The 25,343-nt window shown below is 34.3% G+C and carries 23 protein-coding genes and 1 pseudogene; 10 read left to right on the forward strand and 14 right to left on the reverse strand.

From position 1 onward, the window contains the following. The first annotated feature begins 5 nt into the window (after positions 1-5). From ACZZZA_RS15995 to ACZZZA_RS16005, 3 genes are read left to right on the forward strand one after another with little or no spacing between them, the layout of a single operon-like run. Entirely contained in the window at positions 6-896 is an 891-nt protein-coding gene (locus ACZZZA_RS15995) for a 3-hydroxybutyryl-CoA dehydrogenase (RefSeq protein ID WP_463433803.1), read from the forward strand. A gap of 53 nt (positions 897-949) precedes the next feature. Further along, on the forward strand, positions 950-2,281 hold the full coding sequence (locus ACZZZA_RS16000) for a hypothetical protein (RefSeq protein WP_463433452.1): 1,332 nt from the start codon (positions 950-952) through the stop codon (positions 2,279-2,281). A gap of 37 nt (positions 2,282-2,318) precedes the next feature. Continuing rightward, the gene (locus ACZZZA_RS16005; protein ID WP_129536633.1) at positions 2,319-2,561 is read left to right on the forward strand and encodes a hypothetical protein; all 243 of its coding nucleotides are present in this window, start codon (positions 2,319-2,321) and stop codon (positions 2,559-2,561) included. Between the two features lie 52 nt (positions 2,562-2,613). Here ACZZZA_RS16005 and ACZZZA_RS16010 read toward each other — a convergent pair whose 3' ends face one another. The 3 genes from ACZZZA_RS16010 to dnaN all read right to left on the reverse strand — a co-directional run bounded on the left by ACZZZA_RS16010 (position 2,614) and on the right by dnaN (position 6,882). Next, positions 2,614-3,024, reverse strand: coding sequence for an META domain-containing protein (locus ACZZZA_RS16010; protein ID WP_463433455.1), 411 nt, complete (start codon positions 3,022-3,024; stop codon positions 2,614-2,616). 172 nt (positions 3,025-3,196) lie between these two features. Further along, on the reverse strand, positions 3,197-5,599 hold the full coding sequence (gene pheT / locus ACZZZA_RS16015; protein WP_463433457.1) for a phenylalanine--tRNA ligase subunit beta: 2,403 nt from the start codon (positions 5,597-5,599) through the stop codon (positions 3,197-3,199). Between the two features lie 152 nt (positions 5,600-5,751). Next, complete coding sequence (gene dnaN, locus ACZZZA_RS16020; protein WP_463433459.1) at positions 5,752-6,882, reverse strand: DNA polymerase III subunit beta; 1,131 nt, start codon at positions 6,880-6,882, stop codon at positions 5,752-5,754. A 147-nt stretch (positions 6,883-7,029) separates the two neighbouring features. Between dnaN and ACZZZA_RS16025 the strand changes: the two genes are divergently transcribed. Continuing rightward, positions 7,030-7,392 (forward strand): diacylglycerol kinase family protein, encoded by a 363-nt coding sequence (locus ACZZZA_RS16025; protein ID WP_463433461.1) that lies wholly within the window; start codon positions 7,030-7,032, stop codon positions 7,390-7,392. 8 nt (positions 7,393-7,400) lie between these two features. Here the strand turns inward: ACZZZA_RS16025 and ACZZZA_RS16030 are convergent, their stop codons facing one another. From ACZZZA_RS16030 to ACZZZA_RS16055, 6 genes and pseudogenes are all read right to left on the reverse strand, one after another. Further along, positions 7,401-7,757, reverse strand: coding sequence for a barstar family protein (locus tag ACZZZA_RS16030; RefSeq protein ID WP_463433463.1), 357 nt, complete (start codon positions 7,755-7,757; stop codon positions 7,401-7,403). A gap of 13 nt (positions 7,758-7,770) precedes the next feature. Continuing rightward, positions 7,771-11,466, reverse strand: a complete 3,696-nt coding sequence (locus ACZZZA_RS16035) for a phosphoribosylformylglycinamidine synthase (RefSeq protein WP_463433465.1) — start codon at positions 11,464-11,466, stop codon at positions 7,771-7,773. A gap of 159 nt (positions 11,467-11,625) precedes the next feature. After that, positions 11,626-13,054, reverse strand: a pseudogene (purB, locus tag ACZZZA_RS16040) (adenylosuccinate lyase). 97 nt (positions 13,055-13,151) lie between these two features. Beyond that, positions 13,152-13,820, reverse strand: coding sequence for a copper homeostasis protein CutC (locus ACZZZA_RS16045; protein WP_463433467.1), 669 nt, complete (start codon positions 13,818-13,820; stop codon positions 13,152-13,154). Positions 13,821-13,894: 74 nt separating this feature from the next. Further along, positions 13,895-15,100 (reverse strand): MFS transporter, encoded by a 1,206-nt coding sequence (locus ACZZZA_RS16050; protein WP_463433469.1) that lies wholly within the window; start codon positions 15,098-15,100, stop codon positions 13,895-13,897. Between the two features lie 115 nt (positions 15,101-15,215). Then, positions 15,216-15,641, reverse strand: coding sequence for a hypothetical protein (locus ACZZZA_RS16055; RefSeq protein ID WP_463433471.1), 426 nt, complete (start codon positions 15,639-15,641; stop codon positions 15,216-15,218). Between the two features lie 299 nt (positions 15,642-15,940). Between ACZZZA_RS16055 and ACZZZA_RS16060 the strand changes: the two genes are divergently transcribed. After that, entirely contained in the window at positions 15,941-16,228 is a 288-nt protein-coding gene (locus ACZZZA_RS16060) for a GNAT family N-acetyltransferase (RefSeq protein WP_463433473.1), read from the forward strand. Here ACZZZA_RS16060 and ACZZZA_RS16065 read toward each other — a convergent pair whose 3' ends face one another. Next, positions 16,229-17,320 (reverse strand): MBL fold metallo-hydrolase, encoded by a 1,092-nt coding sequence (locus tag ACZZZA_RS16065; RefSeq protein ID WP_463433475.1) that lies wholly within the window; start codon positions 17,318-17,320, stop codon positions 16,229-16,231. A gap of 204 nt (positions 17,321-17,524) precedes the next feature. On the opposite strand from ACZZZA_RS16065, the gene ACZZZA_RS16070 reads away from it, so the two are divergent. After that, positions 17,525-18,085: a YdcF family protein gene (locus ACZZZA_RS16070; protein ID WP_463433477.1), complete on the forward strand. Its 561-nt coding sequence runs from the start codon at positions 17,525-17,527 to the stop codon at positions 18,083-18,085. A gap of 58 nt (positions 18,086-18,143) precedes the next feature. Here the strand turns inward: ACZZZA_RS16070 and ACZZZA_RS16075 are convergent, their stop codons facing one another. Then, positions 18,144-18,743, reverse strand: a complete 600-nt coding sequence (locus tag ACZZZA_RS16075; RefSeq protein WP_463433479.1) for a hypothetical protein — start codon at positions 18,741-18,743, stop codon at positions 18,144-18,146. A 24-nt stretch (positions 18,744-18,767) separates the two neighbouring features. Next, entirely contained in the window at positions 18,768-19,259 is a 492-nt protein-coding gene (locus tag ACZZZA_RS16080) for an RNA polymerase sigma factor (RefSeq protein WP_463433481.1), read from the reverse strand. Between the two features lie 221 nt (positions 19,260-19,480). On the opposite strand from ACZZZA_RS16080, the gene ACZZZA_RS16085 reads away from it, so the two are divergent. From ACZZZA_RS16085 to ACZZZA_RS16095, 3 genes are all read left to right on the forward strand, one after another. Then, positions 19,481-20,410 carry an SIMPL domain-containing protein gene (locus ACZZZA_RS16085; RefSeq protein ID WP_463433482.1) on the forward strand — a complete coding sequence of 310 codons (930 nt, stop codon included), beginning with the start codon at positions 19,481-19,483 and terminating at the stop codon, positions 20,408-20,410. Between the two features lie 178 nt (positions 20,411-20,588). Continuing rightward, positions 20,589-21,263: an SIMPL domain-containing protein gene (locus ACZZZA_RS16090; RefSeq protein WP_463433484.1), complete on the forward strand. Its 675-nt coding sequence runs from the start codon at positions 20,589-20,591 to the stop codon at positions 21,261-21,263. A 12-nt stretch (positions 21,264-21,275) separates the two neighbouring features. Then, the gene (locus ACZZZA_RS16095) at positions 21,276-22,469 is read left to right on the forward strand and encodes a vWA domain-containing protein (protein ID WP_463433486.1); all 1,194 of its coding nucleotides are present in this window, start codon (positions 21,276-21,278) and stop codon (positions 22,467-22,469) included. A 116-nt stretch (positions 22,470-22,585) separates the two neighbouring features. Here ACZZZA_RS16095 and ACZZZA_RS16100 read toward each other — a convergent pair whose 3' ends face one another. Continuing rightward, entirely contained in the window at positions 22,586-23,791 is a 1,206-nt protein-coding gene (locus ACZZZA_RS16100) for an NAD(P)/FAD-dependent oxidoreductase (protein WP_463433488.1), read from the reverse strand. 111 nt (positions 23,792-23,902) lie between these two features. On the opposite strand from ACZZZA_RS16100, the gene ACZZZA_RS16105 reads away from it, so the two are divergent. Then, a complete protein-coding gene (locus tag ACZZZA_RS16105) occupies positions 23,903-24,283 on the forward strand; it encodes a SpoIIAA family protein (RefSeq protein ID WP_463433490.1) in 381 nt (126 codons plus the stop codon). A 117-nt stretch (positions 24,284-24,400) separates the two neighbouring features. On the opposite strand, the gene lipA is transcribed toward ACZZZA_RS16105, so the two are convergent. Beyond that, a complete protein-coding gene (gene lipA / locus ACZZZA_RS16110; protein ID WP_463433492.1) occupies positions 24,401-25,267 on the reverse strand; it encodes a lipoyl synthase in 867 nt (288 codons plus the stop codon). Positions 25,268-25,343 lie beyond the last annotated feature (76 nt).

The raw sequence follows: 25,343 nt of genomic DNA on the forward strand, positions 1-25,343 counted from the left end.
AAATGATCAAAAACATTGTAGTTATCGGAGCCGGAACCATGGGAAATGGTATTGCACACACCTTCGCACAAAGCGGTTATAGTGTACATTTAGTAGATGTTTCTCAGGATGCTCTCGACAAAGGAGTGAAAACCATTACCACCAACCTTGACAGAATAATTGCAAAGGGAAACCTTACTGAAGAACAAAAAACAGAAACTTTAGGCAACATAAAAACTTTTACCGAGCTGAAAGATGCTGTAACCAATGCAGATTTAGTGGTAGAAGCGGCAACAGAAAATCAAGACCTGAAGCTGAAAATATTTGCTCAGATGGATGAGTTTGCACCTGAGAACTGTATTTTATCTACAAATACTTCTTCAATTTCTATTACCAGAATTGCTGCAGCCACCAAAAGAGCAGATAAAGTGATCGGAATGCATTTTATGAATCCTGTTCCGATTATGAAACTGGTTGAGATCATCAAAGGCTACTCTACTTCAAAAGAAACTTTTGATACTATTTATGAAATGAGTAAAAATCTGGGTAAAGTTCCTGTTGAAGTAAACGATTATCCGGGATTTGTTGCCAATAGAATTTTGATGCCCATGATCAACGAATCCATCGAAACGCTTTATAACGGCGTTGCAGGAGTGGAAGAAATTGACACTGTTATGAAATTAGGCATGGCTCATCCGATGGGACCTCTTCAGTTAGCCGATTTTATTGGTTTGGATGTTTGTCTGGCGATTTTAAATGTAATGCACGATGGTTTTAAAAATCCAAAATATGCTCCAAATCCATTGTTGGTCAACATGGTTATGGCAGGAAAATTAGGCGTAAAGTCAGGAGAAGGTTTTTACGATTATTCTGAAAGTAAAAAAGCTGAAAAAGTAGCAAAAATGTTTTCAAAATAAACTTGTCTGCGTTTGAGTTATAAATTTGAAAAACCCATGCAATCTATCAGATAATGTCTTCAAACTTAATAAGATTTAAAGAAAAACACATCCAAATAACAATGGTCATCATCACTTTAATGATGACCATTTTACGTTTTTTATTGAATGAAAAAGGTCGTGTGAATCCCGATTCTATACGTTTTTTAAGATTTGCTCATGTTTTTCCGGAAATAGATAATACGACAACTCCGGCAGGATATCCTTTGAGTATAAAGTTTTTTACTTTTCTGGGAACTGATGAATTTTGGAGCAGCAAAATTGTTGGGATTTTAGGATTTCTTTTGATCATTTTTATCACATGGAAGCAAAAATTTTATTTCAGAGAATCGGTCATCGTATGTTCTCTTTTCAGCTTCTTGTCGATATTTTCATTTACAATGAGTGAAGCGCTCATATTGCCTTTCGTTGTGATATTTTTATTTGCATCTCATTTGGTTTTGACAGAAAAATTATCAAAATGGAAAGGGATATTTTATCTCTCCCTTTTGCTCATTATTCTCTACAATATCCGCTACAGTTCTCTATTCATCATCGGTGCGACTGGTTTGTTCGGGTTGGTTTTCTGGAAGAAAAGATACAGTTCAGTATTTATTATTTCCGGAACTTTAGGTTTTGCATTTGTCGTTTTATTTAAATTTTTCTACATAGATTATTTCAACGAAAATTATATAAAAGACTCACTCATTATCGGCTTATATCCTACTTCTAAACTGTTGACTGAATTCTTTCAGGGATTATCCACTACTTTTAATCCATTCATTCATATTTCAGATCCTAACGGCGGAAAAATTAATTACGCAATTTATGGAATCGGATTTTTAAACATACTGATGATCGTTTATATTTTTATCAAATATAAATTATCAGAAACTGAAATCTTTTACATATTCATTGGAATTTGCGGAATTGTATGTTCTTATTTTGTACAATATTTCTATCCCGTAAATCCCTTGGATTATAGATTATTAGCACCATTCATTATCGGATTATGGCTGATCTATTTTAGTAAATTATTTAACATTTTCGGTGAAAAAGTTTATCTGATCGGAATTTTGAGTCTCTGCTCAGGAGCACTTTTTACATGGTTATCCACAGGAAATTATCTTGAAAACAGAAAAATAGTTACCGAATATCTAAAGAAGGAAAAGCTGTATAACATTCCGCTAAAATTCTATGTGATCGAAGAAAAAAATTTAGAAAAAGTACAGATTGCAGAGCTCATCAGCACCGTAAATTCTAATATAACACTGACTTCTAAACCTTCAGATACTTTACAAAAAACGACCCTGACAAAGCATAAAGTTTTACAAAAAATTAAAATTGACAAGAACAAATACCAATAATTTTATTTATCTTTGAGAAAGTTTAAACATTAAAAAAATGAAATTACCAAAGTTTTTATTAGCAGACAATTCGGAATTTCCTGAAGATTTATTTGTAGTTCATACAGAATATCCAAGATTCATATTGAATGTTGAGGAAGAAGAAGTTGAGTGGTTGGATGATTTAGAAGGCGACGATGAAGAAACCATGGCAGATGAGGCTACAAAAGTAGTGGAAGCGGCGTTCAAATGGTGTGATGAAGAGTTGGCAAAATACGACGACGAAGAGGACGAAGAATAAGAATTTTTTACTCATAAAAAAAGGAACTCAATTTTGAGTTCCTTTTTTTATTTTATTCAGCTTTATTAAATTTCAATAATAAAAGATTATCCTGATACAATTCTAAAGTATTTCCGGAAACCACATATTTATTTACTTTCCCCATCATACTCATGAAATTCTGCTCTACACTCATATTCTCACAAGCCATTTTGGTAGAACCCAATTGAGATGCTGTAAAAGTTCCTGAAGCAGCATCTGTAGATAATGTTCCGAAATAACTGTTGCATCCTCCGTTTCCGTTTACTTTCGCTCCATCAATATTCAACGTTGGTGTTTTACCTTTCACATTATCCGCTAAAGTCCATTTTGTATTGGCAATTGATGGCTGAGATTTCCCCACTTTTGAAGCAGTAGTATTTGACATTGTTCCGCACGATGCCAAAACTGCAACCGTACACAAACTTAAAAAGATCTTTTTCATTTTAGATTTCATTTTTAAAAGAAGAATTTAACATCCGTTTTATTCTGCTTTTCTGATTTAAACCAAATTTACGGAAATTATATTATTAAAAAATATTTTTAATAAATATCCAATAAAAAAACGAACCGAAGCCCGTTTTATGTTCATATAAATGATTTATGTAACAATAAATTTAAGATCTCAGTTCAGCATTGAATTCTTTCTGAAAAGATTTAATCAAAGAATCCATTACTGCAGAAATTTCCTTTTCTTCCAGTGTTTTTTCCTCATTTAATAATTCAAAACTCATCGCATAAGACTTTTTGCCTTCAGGAAGATTTTTGCCTTCATAAACATCAAATAAATTGATATTTTTGATGAATGGAGATTTGTTCTTCTTTGCCGTATGATACAATTCCTGATACGTGATATTTTTGTCTATCAACAACGCCAAATCTCTTCTTATTTTGTTGAATTTCGGAATATCATTAAATTTCAACTCTTTATTGAAACGTAATTTCTGAGCTAATTCCAATTCGATTTCCGCATAGAAACAATCTTGCTCAATATCAAAATCTTTCAGCATCTGAGGGGCAACTTTCCCGATTCTTACTAACGTTTCACCTTCAGATTCGTATGCTAAAGCATCAGAAAACCTGTCATCAGACAAGGCAACTTCTTTGTAGTTAACAGATAATTTTTCTAATAAAACTTTTACAAATGCTTTTAAGTTGTAGAAATCTGTTGTAGATTTTGGCTGTAACCAGTTTTCAGAAACATTTCTTCCGCTTACTAAAATAGCCAATTGCTTTCTTTCTTCGTACTTCTCTTTTTTATGGTAAATCTTTCCAAATTCGAAGAATTTGATATCCTGATTTTTTCTGTTGATGTTATAGATTGCATTCTGTAAAAGTCCTTCCAATAAAGACTTTCTCATGAATGCCAAATCATTGCTTAACGGATTCAACAATTTTACGGCGTCAGTTTCATCTTTAACCGAAGTTAATGAGTTGTTCATTACTTCATTGAAACCTAAGCCCTGCAATGTTCTCGCCCAATTGTTTTCCAGCTCGTCCTGATCCTTTGCATTCAATTTCACAGGCGTGAAAGAAATCTTTTGCGGAGCTTCAATTTTATTGTATCCGTAAATTCTTAAAATCTCTTCAATGACATCGATTTCTCTTGTCACATCAGCTCGGTAAGCAGGAACTGAAATCTCAAAACCATTCTGAATTTCATTAAGAACCTGAATTTCAAGTGCTTTTAAAATCTCTTTTACTTTCTCTCTGTGGATTTTCGTTCCTAAAATCTGCTCGATTTTCGAGAATCTGATGATGACATAATTATCTTCAATTTTCTTAGGATATTCTTCCAAAAGATCTCCAACCAATTGTCCTTCAGCTAAATCCTGAATCATTTTGATCGCATGAGTAATGGCAGTTCTCGTAATATTAGGATCTACTCCTCTTTCAAATCTGAAAGAAGCATCGGTATTCAGACCGTGAGCTTTAGCTGCTTTTCTTACTGCAACCGGATTAAAATAAGCACTTTCCAGGAAAATAGTTTTTGTTTCGCCTGAAACTCCGGAATTCGCACCTCCAAAAACTCCGGCGATACACATAGGATTGTCTTGTCCATCCTTAATAATGATTTCAGAACCGTTCAGCGTTCTTTCAACGCCATCTAAAGTCGTGAATTTTGTTCCTTCAGCAACAGTTCCTACTTTCACTTTTTTGTCTGCAATTTTATCGGCATCAAAAGCGTGAAGCGGCTGACCAAAACCGTGAAGAATATAGTTGGTAATATCTACAATATTGTTAATCGGGCTCAAGCCTATGGCTTTCAATCTGTCTTTCAACCAAGATGGAGATTCTGAAACTTTTACATTTTCAATGACCGCTCCGATATATCTTGGCGTTAATTCAGCATCTTCAACCTCTAATGTAAATTCGTGTGTACCTTCATTATTTAAAGTTACAGAAGCTATTTTTTCAAAGTCACCTTTCTGCTGATTAGTGGAAAGAAAAGCGTACAAATCTCTGGCAACACCATAATGAGACATTGCATCGGTTCTGTTTGGGGTTAAACCAATTTCAAAAACTTCGTCATTTGTTAATTCAAAATAATCTGAAAAATTCTTTCCAACTTCATATTTGGTTTCATCCAGAATCATAATTCCGCCGTGATCGTCACTTAATCCCAATTCGTCTTCAGCGCAGATCATTCCTTGCGAAACTTCACCTCTTATTTTAGCTTCCTTGATTTCAAAAAAGTTTCCGGTTTTATCATAGATTTTTGTACCAACAACAGCAACGGGAACAGTTTGTCCTGCTTCAACATTCGGAGCACCACAAACGATATTCAAAATTTTTCCGTTTCCAACGTCTACGGTGGTTTTATTTAATTTATCGGCATTCGGATGCTTTTCGCAGGTTAAAACTTTCCCTACCACTACACCTTCCAGACTCCCTTTGATGCTTTCAAATTTTTCTATTCCTTCTACCTCAAGACCTATGTCTGTAAGAAACTCTCCTATTCTTTCAGATTTCAGCTCTGTTTTGATATAATCTTTCAGCCAGTTATTTGATATTTTCATCCTTTAATTTTGAAAATTTATTTTGAATTTTTTCAAGTTACAAATGTCGTGTTTTTTTGAGAAACAGAGAAATTTTTAACCTTTCAACTGAGTTTAAAAAACAAAAAAGAGGCTGAAAAACAACCTCTTTTAATATTTATTTAAATTAAATATTATAATCCGATTACCGGCATTGATAACATTAAGATATTTTCATTTTCTTCAAGACCGTCAAGAGGTTCGATGATTCCCGGTCTGTTTGGCTGAGACATTTTCATTGTAATATCGTCTGCACTTAAAATACCCAACATTTCTGTCAGAAATTTAGAACTGAATCCGATATTGATATCTTCACCGTTATAGTCACAAGGAATTTGCATATCTGCTTTGTTTGCATATTCTGTATCTTCTGCATGAAGATGTAGAATGTTTGCAGATAATTTAAATCTAACCTGATTTGTTGATTTATTAGACATAATAGAAGCTCTTCTGATTGCTCCTAGCAACAAATTTCTGTTGATCGTCAAAACATTCGGGTTTTCCTTAGGAATTACTGCCGTATAATTTGGGTATTTTCCATCAATTAATCTACAAATCCAGATATGTTTACCAAAAGTAAACTTAGCCATATTCTCATTGAAGTCGATTGTGATGTCTTCATTTGAACTTGCCAAAATATTTTTAAAAATATTCAACGGTTTTTTAGGCATGATGAATTCCATTGGCTCTGCATTCATCAAATCTGTTCTTTTATACACGACCAATCTGTGAGAATCTGTGGAAACAAAGTTGGTTTCGTTTTCTCCAAACTGGAATAGAACTCCCGTCATTACAGGACGAAGTGAATCATTGCTTGTAGCAAAAAGTGTGTTGGTTAAAGCTTCGGATAAAACTCCTGCAGGCATGGTTACGCTTTGTGCAGCATCAAATTCCGGAAGCTCAGGATAATCGTCTGCATTGTCTAGTGCAACGGCGAAATTATCTTTCTCATCTAAAATCTCCAACTGACTCCCTGTACCTTCTGCGTTGTCTTTTACAACAAGCGTAAGAGGCTGTTCACCATATGTTTTAATAAAATCCTGAAAAATTTTAGCAGGAACAGCAAATTTGCCCGCATCATCAGACTTCACCTCCAAAGAAGTTATTAAAGTTGTTTCGCCATCAGAAGCTGTAATGGTCAAATCATTTTGATTAAGGTCAAAAAGATAATTTTCTAAAATCGGTCTCGATTGAGAGCTTGATATTACGCCACTTACAGTTTGCAATGCTTTCTGAAGTTCACCACTTGAAATAATAAATTTCATAGATTTAAAAATAAGTTTTTACAAATATAACAAATAGAAAACAGATAGAAAAGAATAATAGAGCGAGTTATTAACAACTATCAAAAAAGAATTTTATTTTTCGTGAAATTATTTATTCCGACTATCTTTGCCGAACATCTTTTTAAAATGAGAAAACCTCCTGTTTATAAAAGTTTCATGAACGCTTTTCGTGGTATTTTCATGATGCTGAAATCTGAAAGAAATTTCCAGATTGAGGTGGTAGCTTTACTGGTAAATGTTTTTTTAATTTTTTATTTAAATCTTTCCAGCATTGATACTGTTTTGGTTTTAACGGTTTCTATTGGAGTTTTAAGTGCTGAAATTTTCAACACAGCAATCGAGAAGATTTGCGACATTATTCAACCGGAATTTGATAAAAGAATTGGATTTATCAAGGATATTTCTGCAGGAGCCGTCACTTTGATTGCTATAACATCTATCGTTGTGGGAGTTTTTGTATATTGGAAATACATTAGGCTGATTTTTTAAAAACAAACTTACTCCAAAACCAAGATAATATTTTTGTGTGACTGTATGATTTCGATTAAAATATCAAACAAAGTTTGTCCTTTTCCAGCAATCAATTCATCCAATTTTTGCTGAATGAGCTCTATGTTGAAAGGTTTCCCTTGCTTTACTTTATTTTCGTAAAATTCATTCGTCGCTTCAAATCCTAAATCTTTTCTAGATTTTTGAGAATCTTTCCAAATAATTTCTCCTTGAAACCCGTAAAGGATATCGTCAAAACCATCTAAAGTTCCAACTTTCCAATCGGTATCTTTCATCAAAACATTCGAAACTTCTTCGTAAAATCCTGATAAATCAGAAAAATGGCTGCCATTGATGACAGCCATTTCATTGTTATTTTTATTTGAAGTATTCAACTCCGTTTTTGAATATGTTGTGGTAATTTGCAGTGGGGATGTTTTTCATCAAGCCTTCGGCAAAACGTTCCGGATGTCCCATTCTGCCATAGATTTTTCCATCAGGACTCGTTATTCCTTCAATTCCGAACAAAGAATTATTTGGATTGAATGGCATTCCGTGAGCGATGTTTCCATCTAAATCCAGATATTGAGTAGCAATCTGTCCGTTTTCATATAACTTCTGGATTTCTTCTTCCGAAGCCATAAAACGACCTTCACCGTGAGAAATAGGAATGGTGAAAACCTGATCTTTCATTCCTTTTAACCAAGGTGATTCGTCATTCAGCACTTTTACATTAACCATCTGAGAAATATGTCTTCTGATCGCATTGTGAGCTAAAGTAGGAGAATTTTCATCCAAATCTTTGATTCTTCCGTAAGGCAGCAAACCTGACTTTACCAACGCCTGGAAACCGTTACAAATCCCGATGATCATTCCGTCTCTGTCGAGCAATTCGTGAACGGCATTTCTCATCTTCTCATTCTTCAAGACATTCACGATAAACTTAGCAGAACCGTCCGGTTCATCACCTGCGGAAAACCCTCCTGAGAATGCTAAAATCTGTGACTGTTTAATTTCTTTCACCCATGCATCGATGCTTTCGTCAAGCAAATGATGATTGATATTGATTAACGGCAAACTGCTTACCAATGCACCTTCTTTTTGGAAAGCATTGAGTGTATCATATTCACAGTTTGTTCCCGGGAAAACAGGTGCAAAAACTCTTGGCTGAGCAATTCCGTGTTTTTTAATAGTGATATTTCTTGGGTTGATTGAGTTCAGTTCTGAATCCAATTCAACGGTTATTTTTTCTTTTTCAATGGTTGAAAAAAGATTTTCAAATGTTTTGGTATTTGCTTCAAGTAATTTTTCAATTTCGAAACTCAAATTATTGATTTTCAAAATATCATGATCTTTAACTTCACCAATTAATTGAAGATCAACAGAGCTTAATTCTTCAGTAGCTTCGATGATTAAGCTACCAATATTTTTAGTTAATAAAGTTTTTTCATCAACTGTAATTTCAGCTCCCAATCTGTTCCCGAAACTCATTTTTGCCAGCGCAACAGCAACCCCGCCTTCTTTCATTGTCTTTACAGAAACAATTTTTCCGGCTTTTATATTTTCGAAAATCAATTCAAAAACAGCTTTCAGATTTTCATAATTTGGAAGTCCGTTTTCCTGAGGAATATGATTGAAGAAATACAGTTTATTTCCAGCCTGTTTAAATTCTGGGGAGATCACATTTTTCTTTTCTCCATTAGCACAAGCAAACGAAATCAATGTTGGCGGAACATTCAGATCCTGATACGTTCCACTCATCGAATCCTTACCTCCGATAGCGGCTAAACCAAGGTTCATCTGAGCATCATAAGCTCCCAAAAGAGAAGCCAAAGGTTTGCCCCATTTTTCAGGGTTCTGACCTAATTTCTCAAAATATTCCTGAAAACTTAACCTGATATTTTTGTGATCGCCACCCATTGCTACGATTTTCGCTACGCTTTCAACCACTGCATAAGAAGCTCCTAAAAGTGAGTTTTGCTTTGAAATTTCCGCATCAAATCCCCAACTTGCGAAAGAAACCGTTTCAATATTTTTCGCTCCTAAAATTGGTAATGTCTGAGCACTTCCTTCCATTAAAGTCTGCTGATATTTTCCCCCTAAAGGCATCGCAACCGTAGTCGCACCAATGGATGAATCAAACATTTCCAATAGACCTTTTTGAGAAGCAACGTTTTTATCAGCTAAGATTTTCAAGAAATTTTCTTCGTTAAAAGTCTGAGTTTCTTCATTCACTTCATTAAGATGGGTAATCTTAACTTCCTGGCTTTTAGAACAGCCATTGGTATCAAGAAATTCTCTTGAAAGATCAACAATTTTATCACCTTTCCAGAACATCTGCATTCTTCCGGAATCTGTCACTTTTGCAACTTCCACAGCTACAATGTTTTCAGTTTCACAGAATTTAATGAACTGCTCTTTATCTTTTGGCTCAACTACAACCGCCATTCTTTCCTGAGATTCAGAAATAGCAAGCTCGGTTCCGTTCAGACCTTCATATTTTAATGGCAAAACATCCAGATTAACTTCCAAAGAATCAGCGATTTCACCAATGGCGACAGAAACTCCACCAGCTCCGAAATCGTTTGATTTTTTAATCAGTCTGGTCACTTCAGGATTTCTGAATAATCTCTGGATTTTACGTTCTTCAACGGCATTTCCTTTCTGAACTTCAGAACTCATCGTGTGGATAGAGGTTTCGTCCTGTTCTTTTGAACTTCCGCTTGCTCCGCCAACACCATCACGACCTGTTGCACCTCCTAAAATAATAATAGAATCCCCTGTTGAAGGTTTTTCACGTCTTACCCAATCCACAGGAACAGCACCGGTAACGAAACCTACTTCCATTCTTTTTGCCTTGTAACCTTCATCATAGATTTCGGAAACCATTGTAGTTGCCAAACCGATTTGGTTACCGTAAGAAGAATATCCGTTTGCCGCCTGTTTTGTGATGGTTTTTTGAGGCAATTTCCCCGGTAATGTTTGATCTACAGGTTCCAAAACATCAGCAGCACCCGTTAATCTCATCGCCTGAAAAACGTAAGAACGTCCGGACAAAGGATCTCTGATTGCTCCGCCTAAACAAGTAGAAGCACCACCAAAAGGTTCAATTTCCGTCGGGTGATTGTGGGTTTCATTTTTGAATAATAAATACCACGGCTCTTTTTTACCATCATATTCAGCTTCGATCTGGATGGTACAAGCGTTAATTTCATCTGAAACCACCAAGTTCTCCAGATTGCCTGTCTTGTGGAAATATCTTCCGCAAACAGTCGCCAAATCCATTAAGGAAATTGGTTTCAATTCGCGTCCTAAGAATTTTCTTTTTTCGATATAATCATTGAAAATAGTTTCCAATGTATGTTTAAACTGTCCTTCAAACTCAATATTTGACAATTCTGTCTCAAACGTTGTATGACGGCAGTGATCACTCCAATACGTGTCCAAAACTTTAAGTTCCGTTTCTGTAGGATTTCTCTGTTCGGTTTTAAAATATTCCTGAATAAATTTTAAATCGTCTAACCCCAATGCAAAACCGTGAGAATTATAAAAGCTGGTAAGCTCTTCAGTTGTATAGCTAATAAAGTTATCGTGAATTAAAACTTTAGAAGGAGTTTCATCAGCAGGAATATTTAAAATGGTTAAATCTTTTTCCTGAGATTCAACCTTATTGATGAGAAGATCTTTGATTTTCGCCAAATCAGATTCAGAAACTCCTTCAAATTCGATGAGCTTACCGCTTCTTACTTTAGACTTCTCATTTTCAGTTAGCAGAGCAATACATTGCTGTGCAGAATCTGCACGTTGGTCGTATTGTCCAGGTAAAAATTCCATTGCAAAACAGATTCCTTTGCCCGGATTTTCTTCGTGCAAAATGTCGGTAACCGGATCTACGAAAGTGCTGTTGACCACCTTTTCGAATTCACCATTATTCAAATTGAAAATATCGTACACATTGTACACTTTCACATTTTTGACCGACGAAACCACCGCTTTTACTTCATCAAAAATTTTTGGACTTTCTACATCGAAAATTCCTCTCTTTTCTACGAAAATTCTTTTGTTTTGAGACATTAGATGTCAGTTTTATTTAGATTTATTTTTCTTATAAAGACAGCATTCCTAAGAAATGCGTATTTATAGCGATATATTTTCTACACAGATTTTATTCCTACGGAATATTATTTATTTAAAGTTTCAAATAAAATATGCAGCCCAAAGACTGCATAAAATTTACACTTTAAGATCAGCTTTTAATCCTATCAAATCTTTATTTGCATCCAGAATTGGCTGCACTTCATTGGCGATGAATTCCTCCGTTTGAATGGGTGCAAAACCAATAAAGTTTTTAGGATCCAAAACTTCCATTAATTTTGATTTATCAAGCTTTAAAGAATGATCATTTAAGATTCTTTCGATCAGATCGTTTTCTTTACCTTTCTTCTTTCACCTGTTTAGAAGCTTCCATCGAGTGAAGTCTGATTACTTCGTGGATTTCCTGACGGTCGCCACCAGCTTTCACTTCTTCCATAATGATGTATTCTGTCGCCATAAAAGGAAGTTCTTCTTCTATATGTTTATTGATTCTGTTCGGATATACGACGATACCGTTCATGATATTATTCCAAATCAATAGAATTGCATCAACAGCCAGAAATGCCTGTGGAATTGTCAATCTCTTGTTTGCAGAATCGTCCAATGTTCTTTCAAACCATTGTGTAGAAGCAACCATTGCGGAACTTGTCGTCAAAGACATGACGTATTTTGCCAAAGCCCCGATTCTTTCGCTTCTCATTGGATTACGCTTGTAAGCCATTGCTGATGAACCGATTTGGTTTTTTTCGAATGGTTCTTCAACTTCTTTAAGATTTTGAAGAAGACGTAAATCGTTTGTAAATTTATGGGCAGATTGAGCGATGTTTCCTAATAAAGCCACCACTTTTGCATCGATTTTTCTGTCATAAGTCTGTCCGGAAACTCCGAAAACTTTTTCGAAACCGAATCTTTTTGATAATTCTTTATCTAAATGTTTAACTTTAGAATAATCTCCGTTGAAAAGTTCTAAGAAACTTGCAGCCGTTCCGGTAGTTCCTTTTACCCCTCTGAATCTTAATGTTTCTAAAAAGAAATCAAGCTCTTCGATGTCCAAAACCAAACTCTGTAACCAAAGTGTCGCTCTTTTTCCAACGGTTGTTAACTGAGCGGGTTGGAAGTGAGTGAATCCTAAAGTCGGTAAATCTTTATATTGAATAGAAAAATCAGCAAGATTTTTCATTACGTTGACTAATTTTTTCTTTAGAATTAATAGTCCGTCACGGATTTGAATTAAATCTGTGTTGTCTCCTACAAACGCCGAAGTCGCTCCTAAATGGATAATTCCTTTTGCTGAAGGCGCCACATCACCATATGTGTGAACGTGAGCCATTACATCGTGGCGAAATTTCTTCTCGTACTCTGCTGCTTTATCATAATCGATGTTTTCGGCATTGGCTTTCAACTCTGCAATCTGCTCGTCTGTGATGTCAAGACCAAGGTCTTTTTCAATTTCAGCCAAAGCGATCCAAAGCTTTCTCCATGTACGGAATTTGTTGTTATGAGAAAAGTTAAATAACATTTCTTCACTGGAATAGCGCTCTTCCAATGGATTTTTGTAGGAATTCATTTCTTTCATATACTTTTTAGATGCACAAAAATACGGATTTTGATTGAGAGAGAAAAATTGTGTGACCGGTTTTAGATTTTACTCAAAATATGACAGTTTACTTCAATTTAGATTTTAATGTTGTTATTTCATCGGCATTTGCAAAAGCACCACCATCTGTAATCGCAGAAGAATGGAAATATTCTGCTTTGGTAAATTCCCTGAGTTCTTCAACATTTGTGGAACGCAGACCGCCGCCTACAAGAATTTCAATTCTTCCGTTTGATAATTCTACCAGTTTTTTCAAATTTTCTTTTCCTTCTGAAACGTTGGGCTTCTGACCGGAAGTCAGAATCGTTTTAAAGCCACATTCTATGACTTTTTCTAAGGTTATTTCTAAATCTTTTGTACGATCGAAAGCTCTGTGAAATGTACATGGATAGGGTTTTGCCAATTCAACCAATTCTTTATTTTGTTGTGCGTTAACCTCATCATTTTCGTTTAAAATTCCAAAAACGAAACCGTCAACTTTTAAAGTTTTTAATTGAATTAAATCTGATTTCATCTGTCCAAATTCTTCATCAGAATACGTAAAATTTCCACCACGCGGACGAATCATCACAAAAATTGGGATATTTATTTTTTCTCTAAGTTCTTTCGTAATGTTAAAATCCGGGGTTGTTCCTCCTTCGCTAAGTCCGTCACAAAGTTCTATTCTGTCGGCTCCGTTTTCGAAGGCTATAATGGCTGATTCTTGATTAAAGCAAGCGATTTCTATTTTTGACATTGTAATACTGATTATAATTTTGAGATATGTTTTCTTGGATTTTTTATTTAGTGCAAATTAATAATTCCTAAAAATCATGCGTGTGCTTTTCTTAATTTAGTGATACTTAAAATTATAAGGCCTAAAATTCCCAAAACGAAATATCCTTCCGCCACCTGAAGCTGAATTTCCGGTTTGATGATTGCGACAATTCCGTAGCTGATTGCTGATGTGATGATGAACGCTACTCCACCTGTTAAGCCCCCTGCAACACCTGCAGAATTTGGAAATCTTCCGATGCAGTACGCAAAATAATTATTAAAAATGAAACCTGCCGTCACATGAATAACGAATGCAAATGCGACTAAAGTGTAAATATTATTCAGAAAGAAAGAGCAGAAAATCATCATTAAAATTAAAAAGATCTGAATAAAATTAGCATAACGAATTTTGGGTAAAAATGCTTTTTCAATGAGAGCTTTTCCTAAAAAGCCACCGGTCATCCATGCAAAACCAAGAATCAAGGAGACGTAACCGGCAACCACCTCAGAATACCCCATTTTATGTTCGATGATGAACGCGCCGCAGAGATTAAAGAAAATTACCATTGCATAACTTACTCCGCACATCAACATTCCGTAGAAAAAATCTTTGGTTCTGAACATCAAATCGTATTCTTTGAGTACTGCATTAAATTGGAAAGGCTTTTTAACTTTTAAGGTTTCACCTGAAAATATTAATTCTAAAATCAATAATATTAAGCTGTAGCCTGCTAAAACATAAAAATTAGATTGCCATCCGAATAATTTCTGAAGATAACCACCAATAAATGGTGCAATGATAGGCCCGACTGACCAAACAATGGTCATGATACTTAAATAGTGTTTTCGTTTTTCGCCATCATATACATCAACAAAAAATGCCCGCTTCGAAACGACTGCAAATCCTGATAAAATACCCTGTAAAACACGCATAGCATAAATCACCATAATATCTTTGGTAAGAGCAGTTATCAGAAAACTCACTACAAACAACGCTAAAGAAATCGCTGAAACTCTAAACCTCCCGAATGAATCTACAACACTACCAGCAAAAAACTGGGTAAGACCATAACTGATTAAAAATATAGAAAGCGTAAGCTGAATGCTGCTCTCCGGCTGATGCAGTTCTGTAGCCATACTCGGCATAGAAGGTAAGTAAATATCTGTTGCCAGACCCGACATCGGAATTACGGCAAAGGCCAATATGGTAGCAATAAACTGATTTTTTGACTGAAGAATTTTCATGGTAAGTATGCCCATCTACAGGCTGATTTTATCTTTGCAAAGGTAAAATGATAACTTAATATAAAAAACAAAAAATGACTGAACTTTCGAACAATCATTTCATTTTAATAATATTTATACGGATATGAGTTTACTTATTTTTATGGGCTTTACCATTTGATTTGTAGTTTTTAGACTTTTTCTCCATGTGCTTATATCTTTTATCGTTGTTTTTATTACGATTGTAGACTGCTACAGGATTTTTTCCTTTGTAATATTTAGTTTTAAATTTTACATATTTGTCACGTCCCATGATTCTTTCCAACTCAGAATAACGATCTATAGTCCATCTGTCAGGATTATTTGCATATACTCTATTCCAACCGTTATAATCATTATATCTGCTATTCAGAGCGTTCAGCTGATTGGCTTGTGTTGTTGAAAGTAACAAATCGGAAACTACTGTTTGCCAATTAACGTCTGTTACACTTCTTCTATAATCGTTGTAGTAATCTGACTGCGCATATCCCAAACTAAATGTTCCGATGAATAATGCTGTTATTAATATTTTTTTCATTTTTTCACTTTTAAAGATTTCTTACTTATACAGTTTCAATATTAATGCCAAATCAAAAACAGATGTCCGAAAAACTTGTTAGAGTAATTAAATGTGTGGTAATTTTTTAAAACATTTCATAAAATTTCAGGCTTATAGTGGTGATTTTATTATGATGAACTTCAATATATTTAATTATTGATTTTTCAATTTTTAATAAATATAAATTATATTAAAAACAATATAACACAATCATCTTATTATTATAATTCGTAATTTTAGAATTGATAATATCACATCTATATAAAAACTCAAAAATTATGGAGAATATAAAATTTGAAATATCACCTTATCAGGACGAACTGCAGATATTATTAGATGATAAAAAAGCGGGTTATATGTCGATTTCTATTGACGGAAGACTGCTTAATGTTTACTACACCAAAATTGATAAAGATTTTGAAGGTCACGGATATGCCAAGCTCTTATTGGATAGATTGGTTAGTTATGCCGAAGAAAAAGATTTAATGATCGACCCGGAATGCGATTTTGTAAGACAGCAACTGGAAAATCATCCTAAACGATATAAAGGAATCTGGCACGATTAACTACTCCCACCAGATTGGAAAATGGTTATTGCTTTTATTTAAATCTAAAATTTCCCCGATTCTTGGTGTGAGAATCTGTAAGTTTTTTTCTTTTCCTAAACTCGTTACTTTTTGAAGTGGCTCATTCCAAGGATGAAGAGCCAAAGCAAATTTCCCTGAGTGAACAGGAATAATATTTTTCGCCTGAATATCTATACTTGCCTGAATAACGTCTTCCGGCAATGCGTGAATGTATTTCCAGGCGGGATTGTATTGTCCGTTTTCCATAATTGCATAGTCGAATGGTCCGTATTTTTCACCAATCATTTTAAAATGCGTGTCATAGCCACTATCACCACCAAGAAATATTTTTTTTGTCGGAGTTTCCAGCACATAAGAAGTCCACAATGTATTATTTCTATGGAATTTTCTTCCAGAAAAATGTCTTGCCGGCGTAAAAGTGATCTTAATATCATTTTTAAGCTCAAGTGAAGCACCCCACTCTTCTTCAATCAACTGATTTTCATTGTAGTCCCATCTTTCAAAATGTGCTCCGACTCCCAAAGGCATGATTACTTTTTCAACTTTTGATCTGATTGCTTTGACAGTGGGATAATCTAAATGGTCATAATGATCATGCGTAATTACGAGATAATCAATATCAGGAATATCTTCCGGTTTAAATAAATCTGAACCAGCAAAAGCTTTATTAAAAAACCTGAAGGGTGAGCCGTAACTGCTTAGAACCGGATCTATCAAAAAAGAAACTCCGTCAGATTGTATAAAATAAGAAGAATGTCCCATCCAAATAAATACATCTTCGTTTTTCGGAAGATTTTTTAAATCAGTGTGAATTGCAGGAACCTTGTAATGAGGTTTGAGAAAAGGATCTTTTTTACCAAAAAGAAAATCAAACATCACTTTGGGCATGCTGTATCCTTCCGCTAATGATGGTGTTAAGCTCAAATTCTGAAACTGTTTATTTGTATAATGTTCAGACTGAAGCATTCTTTCCAGACGTTTTCCATTGGGTTCTGCACCAAAAACCTGTTGTGAAGTTATGATGAATGTGAGCGCAACAATTAGTGCAATAATGAAGATAAAATAAATCATTTTTTAATAGTATGTAATTTCAAATGTATCAATTTCTGCACGTTTTATGGTGACCTGATTTTAATATGACGATTAGCATTAAACATTACTTTTTTTTAATTAATTTTTTTAATAATTAATTAAAAAAATAAGTCAATTAAAATATAGAATTAGATTGGATAAAAAGTAAATTCCAAAGAAATAAAGTCTGTAAATTGCGGGAAGATGAAACATTTATTTAAATCTCTAAAAATTATTATAGCTCTGATCATCTTTTGGTTTTTAGCTCACACGATTTACATCTTCACTGATGGATTGTCTGATAGTGGTAAAAATGCGGACATTGCTGTAATCCTTGGAAGTAAAGTAAACGATGACGGAACATTGTCTGAAAGGCTTAAACAGCGTCTGGAAACCGGAATTGAACTTTACAGAAATCATCGTATCAAAAAAATTCTTGTTAGTGGAGGTTTAGGTAAAGAAGGATTTTTTGAAGGTTCTAAAATGAAGGAATATCTGATCAAAAGTGAAATTCCTGATTCTGTAATTTTAGTTGATAACCATGGAGATAACACCAGATTAACCGTCGAAAATACTTTAAAATTCCAGAAGAAATATAAATTTAACCACATCCTCGTTGTTTCACAATATTTTCATGTGACGCGGACAAAAAAACTTTTTAAAGATCAGGGTTTTGAAAATGTGAAAAGTGCAGCTCCGAGATATTTCGAATGGCGGGATTTGTATTCTATCATGAGAGAATTTCCAGCGTATTATACGCAGTGATTTTGGGAGGTTCGGCGAGCCAAAGGCTCGCCGAACCTCCCAAAATCAAACTCAAAATTTATTTTTTAAGCTCAATCAAAAGATTTTCAATCTGCTGAACATATTTTCCATAAAAAATTCTGTACCAGTATTTTCCGAGTAAATAAAGTCCGAAAAGTCCCACTGCAAGCATAGAAATAATCGTTGTTGCCGTTTGCAAATTGCTTAAAGGTTTGCGGTGAGGAATAAATTCGATTACAATAATCAGTTCACACACCAAAAATGGTATGAAAGAGAGTATAAACGAAAGATAATACTGTTTATTCAGATCAAACTGATACATTAAATCCTTCAGAGAATCATACGTTTTCAGCATGGGGCTGCCAATATCTTTGTATAGTTTAAAAAACTTACTAAAGAAAAATGACACGACAATTAGCATTGAAAACAGCAATACGGTCAAATAAAACTTAAATTTAAACGGGGCTTCCGGAACGGAAATCCAGACAAGAGCGAACCCAAAAATGAGTATTGCTATTGTTGACCAAAATTCCATTCTCATATTTTTTCTGATTTTCTCTAGCGGAAGATTGATTTTATTTTTATGTTCGATGCTGATTTCGGGTGTTTCGTCTGAAACATCGTCATTCCATGTATTTTTGAGATCATCTATATTCATTGTCTTGATTTTAAAAATTGCTCATTATTTTGAGTTTAAGATATCTTTCAGTTTGTTTTTGGCGCGGTTCATTTTCACCCGTACATTTCCTTCAGAAATTCCCATTTGATCAGCGATTTCTCTGCCCGAAAAATCTTCCAGATAGTAGAACATAAAAGCCTTATCAATAGGATTTAATTGATTGATGGCTTTGTACATATCAGAAAGTTTTTCTTCCTTTTCGTGATCGTACTCATCCTGAACAATTTTATAATCTGTAAAATCTTCGTTGTTGATAAAGCTTCTTTTCTTTTCCGATTTTAAGAAAACGATTGCCGTATTCAAAGCGATCCTGTACAGCCAGGTAGAAAATTCACTTTCTCCTCTGAAACCTGAATATGCTTTCCAGACCTGATAAGTTATTTCCTGAAAAAGATCATCGCGGTCGTTTTTATCATCCATATACATTTTAGAAATCTTAAAAATGATTCCTTTATGTTTTTCGATTTTATGTAAAAATTCCTGTTCTGAGGTCATGGTTTCAACTCTATAGAGTTAGTAGTAATTCAGAAAAATTGTTACAGTTAAATTTAAAAATATTGCTGACTATTTTGCTAAATCTATGTAAGCATATTGAAAATAGATTGACATTTTTGAAATATTTTTTTCACCAAGTGAAAATTATACTCCACCAAGTAGACTGCAAATCCGGTTCAGGAGAAGACTAAGTTTGCCCTATAATTTAAAACTTAATTATCATGAAAAGTATTTCAATTTTAAACAAATCAATAAGTACCGTTTTCTTTTTACTAATTTCATTATTCACTTTCACCAAAGCTCAAATGTCCGGAAACCGTGTTTACAGAGAACAAAACTCTTATAATGAGATCACCAGCTATTTTCCTGAGTCTAAACATTTTTATGCGACAGATTCTACCTTAACAATCACTGCTAGTGTTTTGCTTAATCAGAAAGCAGATCGGTTTAAAATTACTTTAGGATTAAACGAAGAGGCAGATACTTCAAAAAGAGCAATTGAAAACATCAACTTACGAATCGGAAATTTTCTTAAAAAACTTCTTTCATTAGGAATAAAAAAAGAAGATGTATATGTAGATTTTATATCTCAAACGAAGGTTTATGATTTTAATGTTGAAAATAATCAAAAAATTGTGAGTCAGAAAATTAAAGGATTTGAGATTAAGAAAAACATCATAATCAATACGAACAATCATGCGAAAATTGAAAAAATTATTTATGAAGCATCTGATTTTCAAATCTATGATGTTATTAAAATTGATTACTTCAACAACAATATTGAAGACATTCACCAAAATCTCCTTAAAGAAGCTCATGCAATTATCAACAGGAAAAAAGATGATTATTTTGGAAGATTTCATCGTGAACTGATCGGAACTCCAATTGCCAACTCCAATTTTTCTTATGTATTCCCAAATACTCAATATCAGCAATATACAGCTTATGAAAGTTCAGATTTTGACGTTGTACGAGGAAACTACAACAATGATTCTTATATAAAAAAGCTCGAAAGAAAGGGTAAAACTTTTTATTATGAAGGGGTAAAATATTCTGGTTATGACAAGGTTATCAACGATGAAAATCCAGAAATCGGAATTCAGTATATGATCAATCTGAGTGTAAAATACGACTTTAAGAAAAACAGATAAATCTCACCAAGTGAAAACCACAATTCACCAAGTCTGCCCAATTTCAGTTTTAAATCTGGCTAATTTTACTTTAGAATTTAAAACAGGAAATTATGAAATCGCCTTCGTTTGAAAACACAAATACTCATAAAGAAGAAGCGATAACATATGACAAATAAAGAACAATAAATAATTACATATGAAACTGAAACATCTTTTATTAGTCGGAGTCTTTGCAGCAGGAAGTTTAATGAATGCGCAGGAAGTAAAGAAAAATGCAATTGAAGTAACCGGAGTTGCGGAAATGGAAATAGAACCAGATGAAATCATCTTCAACATCGGAATCAAAGCCGATAACAAAAATCAACTGGCAGAATACGAAAAACTCTTATTTGAAACTCTAAAAAATGATGGCGTAAAAAATGAGGACATCAAATTTCAGTCGATGAATCAGAATTTGTACTCAAAAACTGTCAAATTCACCAAAAGTTTTCAGTTTAAAGCAAGTGCTAAAACTAATGTGAACAAGCTCTTCGAGGATCTTAACCAAAAATGGGTAGGCAATCTGAATATTGCTGAAATTAAAAATACAAAAATTGCAGATTTCAGAAAAACAGTTAAGATCAATGCTCTGAAAGCAGCCAAAGAAAAAGCAGATTATCTTTTGGAAAGTATCGGTAAAAAAGTTGGAAACCCCATCGAAATTATTGAGATCGAAGATTACATGAGTGATTCTGTTCTTCCGGTTGCCTACAGAAGCAAAGTGGCCAATGTACAGATGGAAGCTGCAGAACAAAGTGCAGATTATTCTTTTAATAACATTGAAAACATCAAGCTGAAATACAGCATTAAAACTAAATACGAAATCCTTTAAAATCTTAGAATCATGACAACTTTTAAAATCTTAACATTAGCAATCGGTGCTGCATCTTTTTTAAATTTCAGCAACCCTTCAGACATCCGTTGCAGCAATAAAACCAACAACAGAGAAGTTGTAGAAAGTAATATTTCTTCTCCCCCACAAATGATGGTTTCTAAAGATAATAAAATTCAGGTAGCGTTGCTTCTGGATACGTCAAATAGTATGGACGGGTTAATTGACCAGGCAAAATCAAGACTTTGGAATATCGTAAATACTTTAACGACTTTAAAGTATAACGGACAAGCTCCTCAAGTTGAAATTGCGCTTTACGAATACGGAAATGACGGTTTAATAGATGAAAATTTCATCAGACAGGTGACTCCGCTGACGCAGGATTTAGATTTAATTTCTGAAAAACTCTTTTCCCTGCGAACCAACGGCGGAAGCGAATATTGCGGTGCAGTCATACGTGATGCCTCGATGAAACTGAATTGGGATGGAAACGAAAAAAGCATGAAACTGATTTATATTGCAGGCAATGAAGCATTTGACCAAGGAAAAACCAATTATAAAGATGTGATTTCTAAAGCGAAAAGTAAAAACATTTATACAAATACTATTTTCTGCGGAAGCCGTGATGAAGGAATTCAAACCTTCTGGCAAAACGGAGCCAGCCTGGGAAATGGGAAATTCTTTAATATTGATAGTGACCGAAAAGTCATTTATATTGAAACGCCTTATGATGTGAAAATATCTCAATATAATTCTAAACTGAATGATACATATATTTCTTACGGAAATCGCGGTTCTGAAATGAAAAGCAAACAGACTGCACAAGATTCTAATGCAGAAATGCAGTCGGCTTCCAATGCTGTTGAAAGAGCAGTTAGTAAATCAAAGAAAAATGCCTACAAAAATGACCATTGGGATTTGGTGGATAAGGTTGAAAAAGACAAAAGTTACATTTCATCAATCAGAGAAGAGGAATTGCCCTCTGAGCTAAAAGGGAAAAGTAAAGATGAAATTAACAGAATAGTTGCTCAAAAATCTGCAGACCGGGAAAAAATTCAGAAAGAAATTGAAATTCTAGCCAAACAGAGACAAACCTACATTGATGCTGAAATGAAAAAACGTGGAAGTTCTGAAGGTGACGACTTAGGAAAAGCGATTGAAAAATCTATTTTGGAATTGGGTACGAAAAACGGTTATAGTTTTTAGCTTGAGTCTTAACGAGTTTGAGTGTTAATATTGTTTATGAGTTTCGTGGGGTTCGGCTTTGCCGAACCCCACGAAACATTTTAACTCATCATTTAAACTTAAAATCTACAGTAAAATTATCTTCCAAATTTAAAATATTCAGTGAGTTGATGTTTTTTATTTTTCATAAAATCAGAGGTCATTTCCATTCCGGTGACAGAAAAAGTAATTCCGTTTCCGCCAAAACCCAGAACAAAATAAGAGTTTTTAAACTGATCATGAGTTCCGATATATGGAAGTCCGTCTTTGGTTTCTCCAAAAGTTCCTGCCCAGACAAAATCTGTGTAAAAATGATAGTCAGGCTTTATTCTTTTTAGATTTTTGAGAATTTCCTTTTCTTTTTTGTTGAGTAAAGCATCCCGCTTCTCGGGATCTGAAAAATCTTCATCGCCGCCGCCGATCAGAAGTCGCCCATCATCAGTTGATCTCATATAAATATAGGGATCATCAGTATTCCAGACGAGAGTATTTTCAATATTTTTAAATTTTTCATGATCGATCTCAGAAACGATGGCAAATGTGCTTTTGAGATCAACAAAATGTTCTTTAATCATTGTTTTACTTTCGTAACCTACACAATAAATAATCTTTTTTGCTTTTATACTAGAGCCTTCTTTCGTTAAAGCCAGGTTGTGATCTCGAAGATATTTGACCGATTTCATTTCTGTTTTATCAAAAATTTTCAGTCCTTTTTTTTCATTAAACTTTAATAATTCATGGGCAAACTTAAAGGCATCGATGCTTGCGCCTTGCTTAGACAAAATAGCACCATACGTATTTTGAAGCCCAAATCTTTCTTCTACCTCTTCGGGTCCAAGCCACGAAACATCAAATCCGGCTTTTTTTCTTGCATCGTATTCTTTCTCAAGCCAGACTGCATCTTTCTTCTTTGAAGCAAAATATAAAGATTGTTTTCTTTTAAAACCGGATCTCGCCTTTATCTCTTTCGTAAGTTTTTCAAGATTGTCAATCGATTTTGAGCAGGCTTTATAACTTTCTACCGCACCTTTTTCGCCAATCATTTCAATCAATTCATAAAGCGGAGTATCAATTTCGTATTGCAACATCGAGGTCGTTGCCGAGGTGCTTCCATTACAGATTTCACGTTTATCAATTAAGATTGTCTGGTATCCGTCTTTTATCATTTGATGGGCAATGAGACTTCCTGTGATTCCTCCGCCGATGATGAGAACATCACATTCTTCATCAGATTTCAGGGAAGGATAAGAAGAAACAAGTCCGTTTTTCAAAAGCCAGAAAGGTTCGTTAGATTTCAAGTCCATAGAAAATATTTTTCAAATCATTATCAATAATTGCGCCTTTCGTAGCACGATTCTATAATTATGGTTTAATTATTGATAAATTAAATCACCAAATCATTTAAAAATAAAAATATGATCACAATCATTAATGACGCTCCCGAAAATGTAGCAGCTTTTAATGCTACAGGCGAAGTTACCAAAGAAGATTTCGAAAATTTAGTCATTCCTCATGTTAAAAATAAAGTAGAACAATTTGAAGAATTGAATTATCTCTTGTACCTAGATACAGATTTAAGCAATTTTACTATGGGAGCTTGGTTGCAGGATGCACTTTTAGGTATAAAAAATCTTTCGAAATGGAACCGGGCAGCAATTGTAACAGACAAAGAAGGCGTTCAAAATTTCACGGATATTTTCAGTGTCCTGATGCCGGGAGAATTTAAATCTTTCCCGAAAGAGAATCTTTACAACGCCTTATACTGGTGTCAAAACGGTAATGAGGTTGAAGAATAAATATTTCTTTTTTTTTAATGTAATATTGATGCAAAAAATCAATTTTATTTAAGTAGAAAAAACAAGATTCAAACTGAACTAAAAATAAATCGCTCCAAAATTGAAGCGATTTATTTTTTAATGAATATGTTTTTCTGCGTGATAAGAACTTCTTACAAGAGGCGAACTTTCAACGTGTCTAAAGCCTAAGTTTCTGGCAAAATCTCCAAATTCATCAAACTCTTCAGGAGTGATAAATTTTTTAACAGGTAAATGTTTCTTGCTGGGTTGCAGATATTGCCCCATCGTAATAATGTCAACATTTGCATTTCTGATGTCTTCAATCGTCTGAAAAACCTCATCTTTATTTTCACCTAAACCAAGCATCAAACCTGTTTTTATTCTTCTTTGCCCTGCTTCTTTTAAATATCTCAAAACTTCAAGACTTCTTTCATATTTTGCCTGAATTCTAACTTCTCTGGTCAAACGTTTTACAGTTTCCATATTGTGAGAGATCACTTCCGGAGATACATTGACCATTCTGTCGAGATGTTTTGTCAATCCCTGGAAGTCGGGAATCAAGGTTTCCATTGTGGTTCCCGGCGAAATTCTTCGCACTGCATTTACCGTTTCACCCCAAAGAATGGAACCCATATCTTTTAAATCGTCACGGTCAACCGAAGTCAGAACTGCGTGCTTGATTTTCATTAATTTAATAGAGCGTGCAACCTTTTCCGGTTCGTCCCAGTTTACATCCATTGGTTTTCCGGTTTTTACACCACAAAAACCGCAGCTTCTGGTACAGATATTTCCCAAAATCATGAAGGTCGCCGTGCCTTCTCCCCAACATTCACCCATATTCGGGCAACTTCCGCTTTGGCAGATCGTGTTTAATTTATATTTATCAACCAAAGTTCTGAGTTCTCTGTAATTTTTTCCTGTGGGAAGTTTTACACGAATCCATTTTGGCTTTTGAACGGTAGTTTCTTGAACTAAATTCTCCATTTATCTCTAAAATTGACTTCAAAGTTAAGGAATTTTTTATCGAAACAATCAAAGACAGGCATTGATGAAAATGATA

It is taken from the genome of Chryseobacterium sp. AC405b (assembly GCF_979258685.1).

Coding starts and splice junctions, on each gene's coding strand:
- ACZZZA_RS16100 (WP_463433488.1), bottom strand. CDS start 23,791: ATGGACTTGAAATCTAACGAACCTTTCTGGCTTTTGAAAAACGGACTT.
- ACZZZA_RS16105 (WP_463433490.1), top strand. CDS start 23,903: ATGATCACAATCATTAATGACGCTCCCGAAAATGTAGCAGCTTTTAAT.
- ACZZZA_RS16030 (WP_463433463.1), bottom strand. CDS start 7,757: ATGGCTGTCATCAATGGCAGCCATTTTTCTGATTTATCAGGATTTTAC.
- ACZZZA_RS16055 (WP_463433471.1), bottom strand. CDS start 15,641: ATGAAAAAAATATTAATAACAGCATTATTCATCGGAACATTTAGTTTG.
- ACZZZA_RS16060 (WP_463433473.1), top strand. CDS start 15,941: ATGGAGAATATAAAATTTGAAATATCACCTTATCAGGACGAACTGCAG.
- ACZZZA_RS16005 (WP_129536633.1), top strand. CDS start 2,319: ATGAAATTACCAAAGTTTTTATTAGCAGACAATTCGGAATTTCCTGAA.
- dnaN (WP_463433459.1), bottom strand. CDS start 6,882: ATGAAATTTATTATTTCAAGTGGTGAACTTCAGAAAGCATTGCAAACT.
- ACZZZA_RS16095 (WP_463433486.1), top strand. CDS start 21,276: ATGACAACTTTTAAAATCTTAACATTAGCAATCGGTGCTGCATCTTTT.
- lipA (WP_463433492.1), bottom strand. CDS start 25,267: ATGGAGAATTTAGTTCAAGAAACTACCGTTCAAAAGCCAAAATGGATT.
- ACZZZA_RS16065 (WP_463433475.1), bottom strand. CDS start 17,320: ATGATTTATTTTATCTTCATTATTGCACTAATTGTTGCGCTCACATTC.
- ACZZZA_RS16025 (WP_463433461.1), top strand. CDS start 7,030: ATGAGAAAACCTCCTGTTTATAAAAGTTTCATGAACGCTTTTCGTGGT.
- ACZZZA_RS16010 (WP_463433455.1), bottom strand. CDS start 3,024: ATGAAAAAGATCTTTTTAAGTTTGTGTACGGTTGCAGTTTTGGCATCG.
- pheT (WP_463433457.1), bottom strand. CDS start 5,599: ATGAAAATATCAAATAACTGGCTGAAAGATTATATCAAAACAGAGCTG.
- ACZZZA_RS16085 (WP_463433482.1), top strand. CDS start 19,481: ATGAAAAGTATTTCAATTTTAAACAAATCAATAAGTACCGTTTTCTTT.
- ACZZZA_RS16035 (WP_463433465.1), bottom strand. CDS start 11,466: ATGTCTCAAAACAAAAGAATTTTCGTAGAAAAGAGAGGAATTTTCGAT.
- ACZZZA_RS16070 (WP_463433477.1), top strand. CDS start 17,525: ATGAAACATTTATTTAAATCTCTAAAAATTATTATAGCTCTGATCATC.
- ACZZZA_RS16080 (WP_463433481.1), bottom strand. CDS start 19,259: ATGACCTCAGAACAGGAATTTTTACATAAAATCGAAAAACATAAAGGA.
- ACZZZA_RS16075 (WP_463433479.1), bottom strand. CDS start 18,743: ATGAATATAGATGATCTCAAAAATACATGGAATGACGATGTTTCAGAC.
- ACZZZA_RS16045 (WP_463433467.1), bottom strand. CDS start 13,820: ATGTCAAAAATAGAAATCGCTTGCTTTAATCAAGAATCAGCCATTATA.
- ACZZZA_RS16090 (WP_463433484.1), top strand. CDS start 20,589: ATGAAACTGAAACATCTTTTATTAGTCGGAGTCTTTGCAGCAGGAAGT.
- ACZZZA_RS16050 (WP_463433469.1), bottom strand. CDS start 15,100: ATGGGCATACTTACCATGAAAATTCTTCAGTCAAAAAATCAGTTTATT.
- ACZZZA_RS16000 (WP_463433452.1), top strand. CDS start 950: ATGTCTTCAAACTTAATAAGATTTAAAGAAAAACACATCCAAATAACA.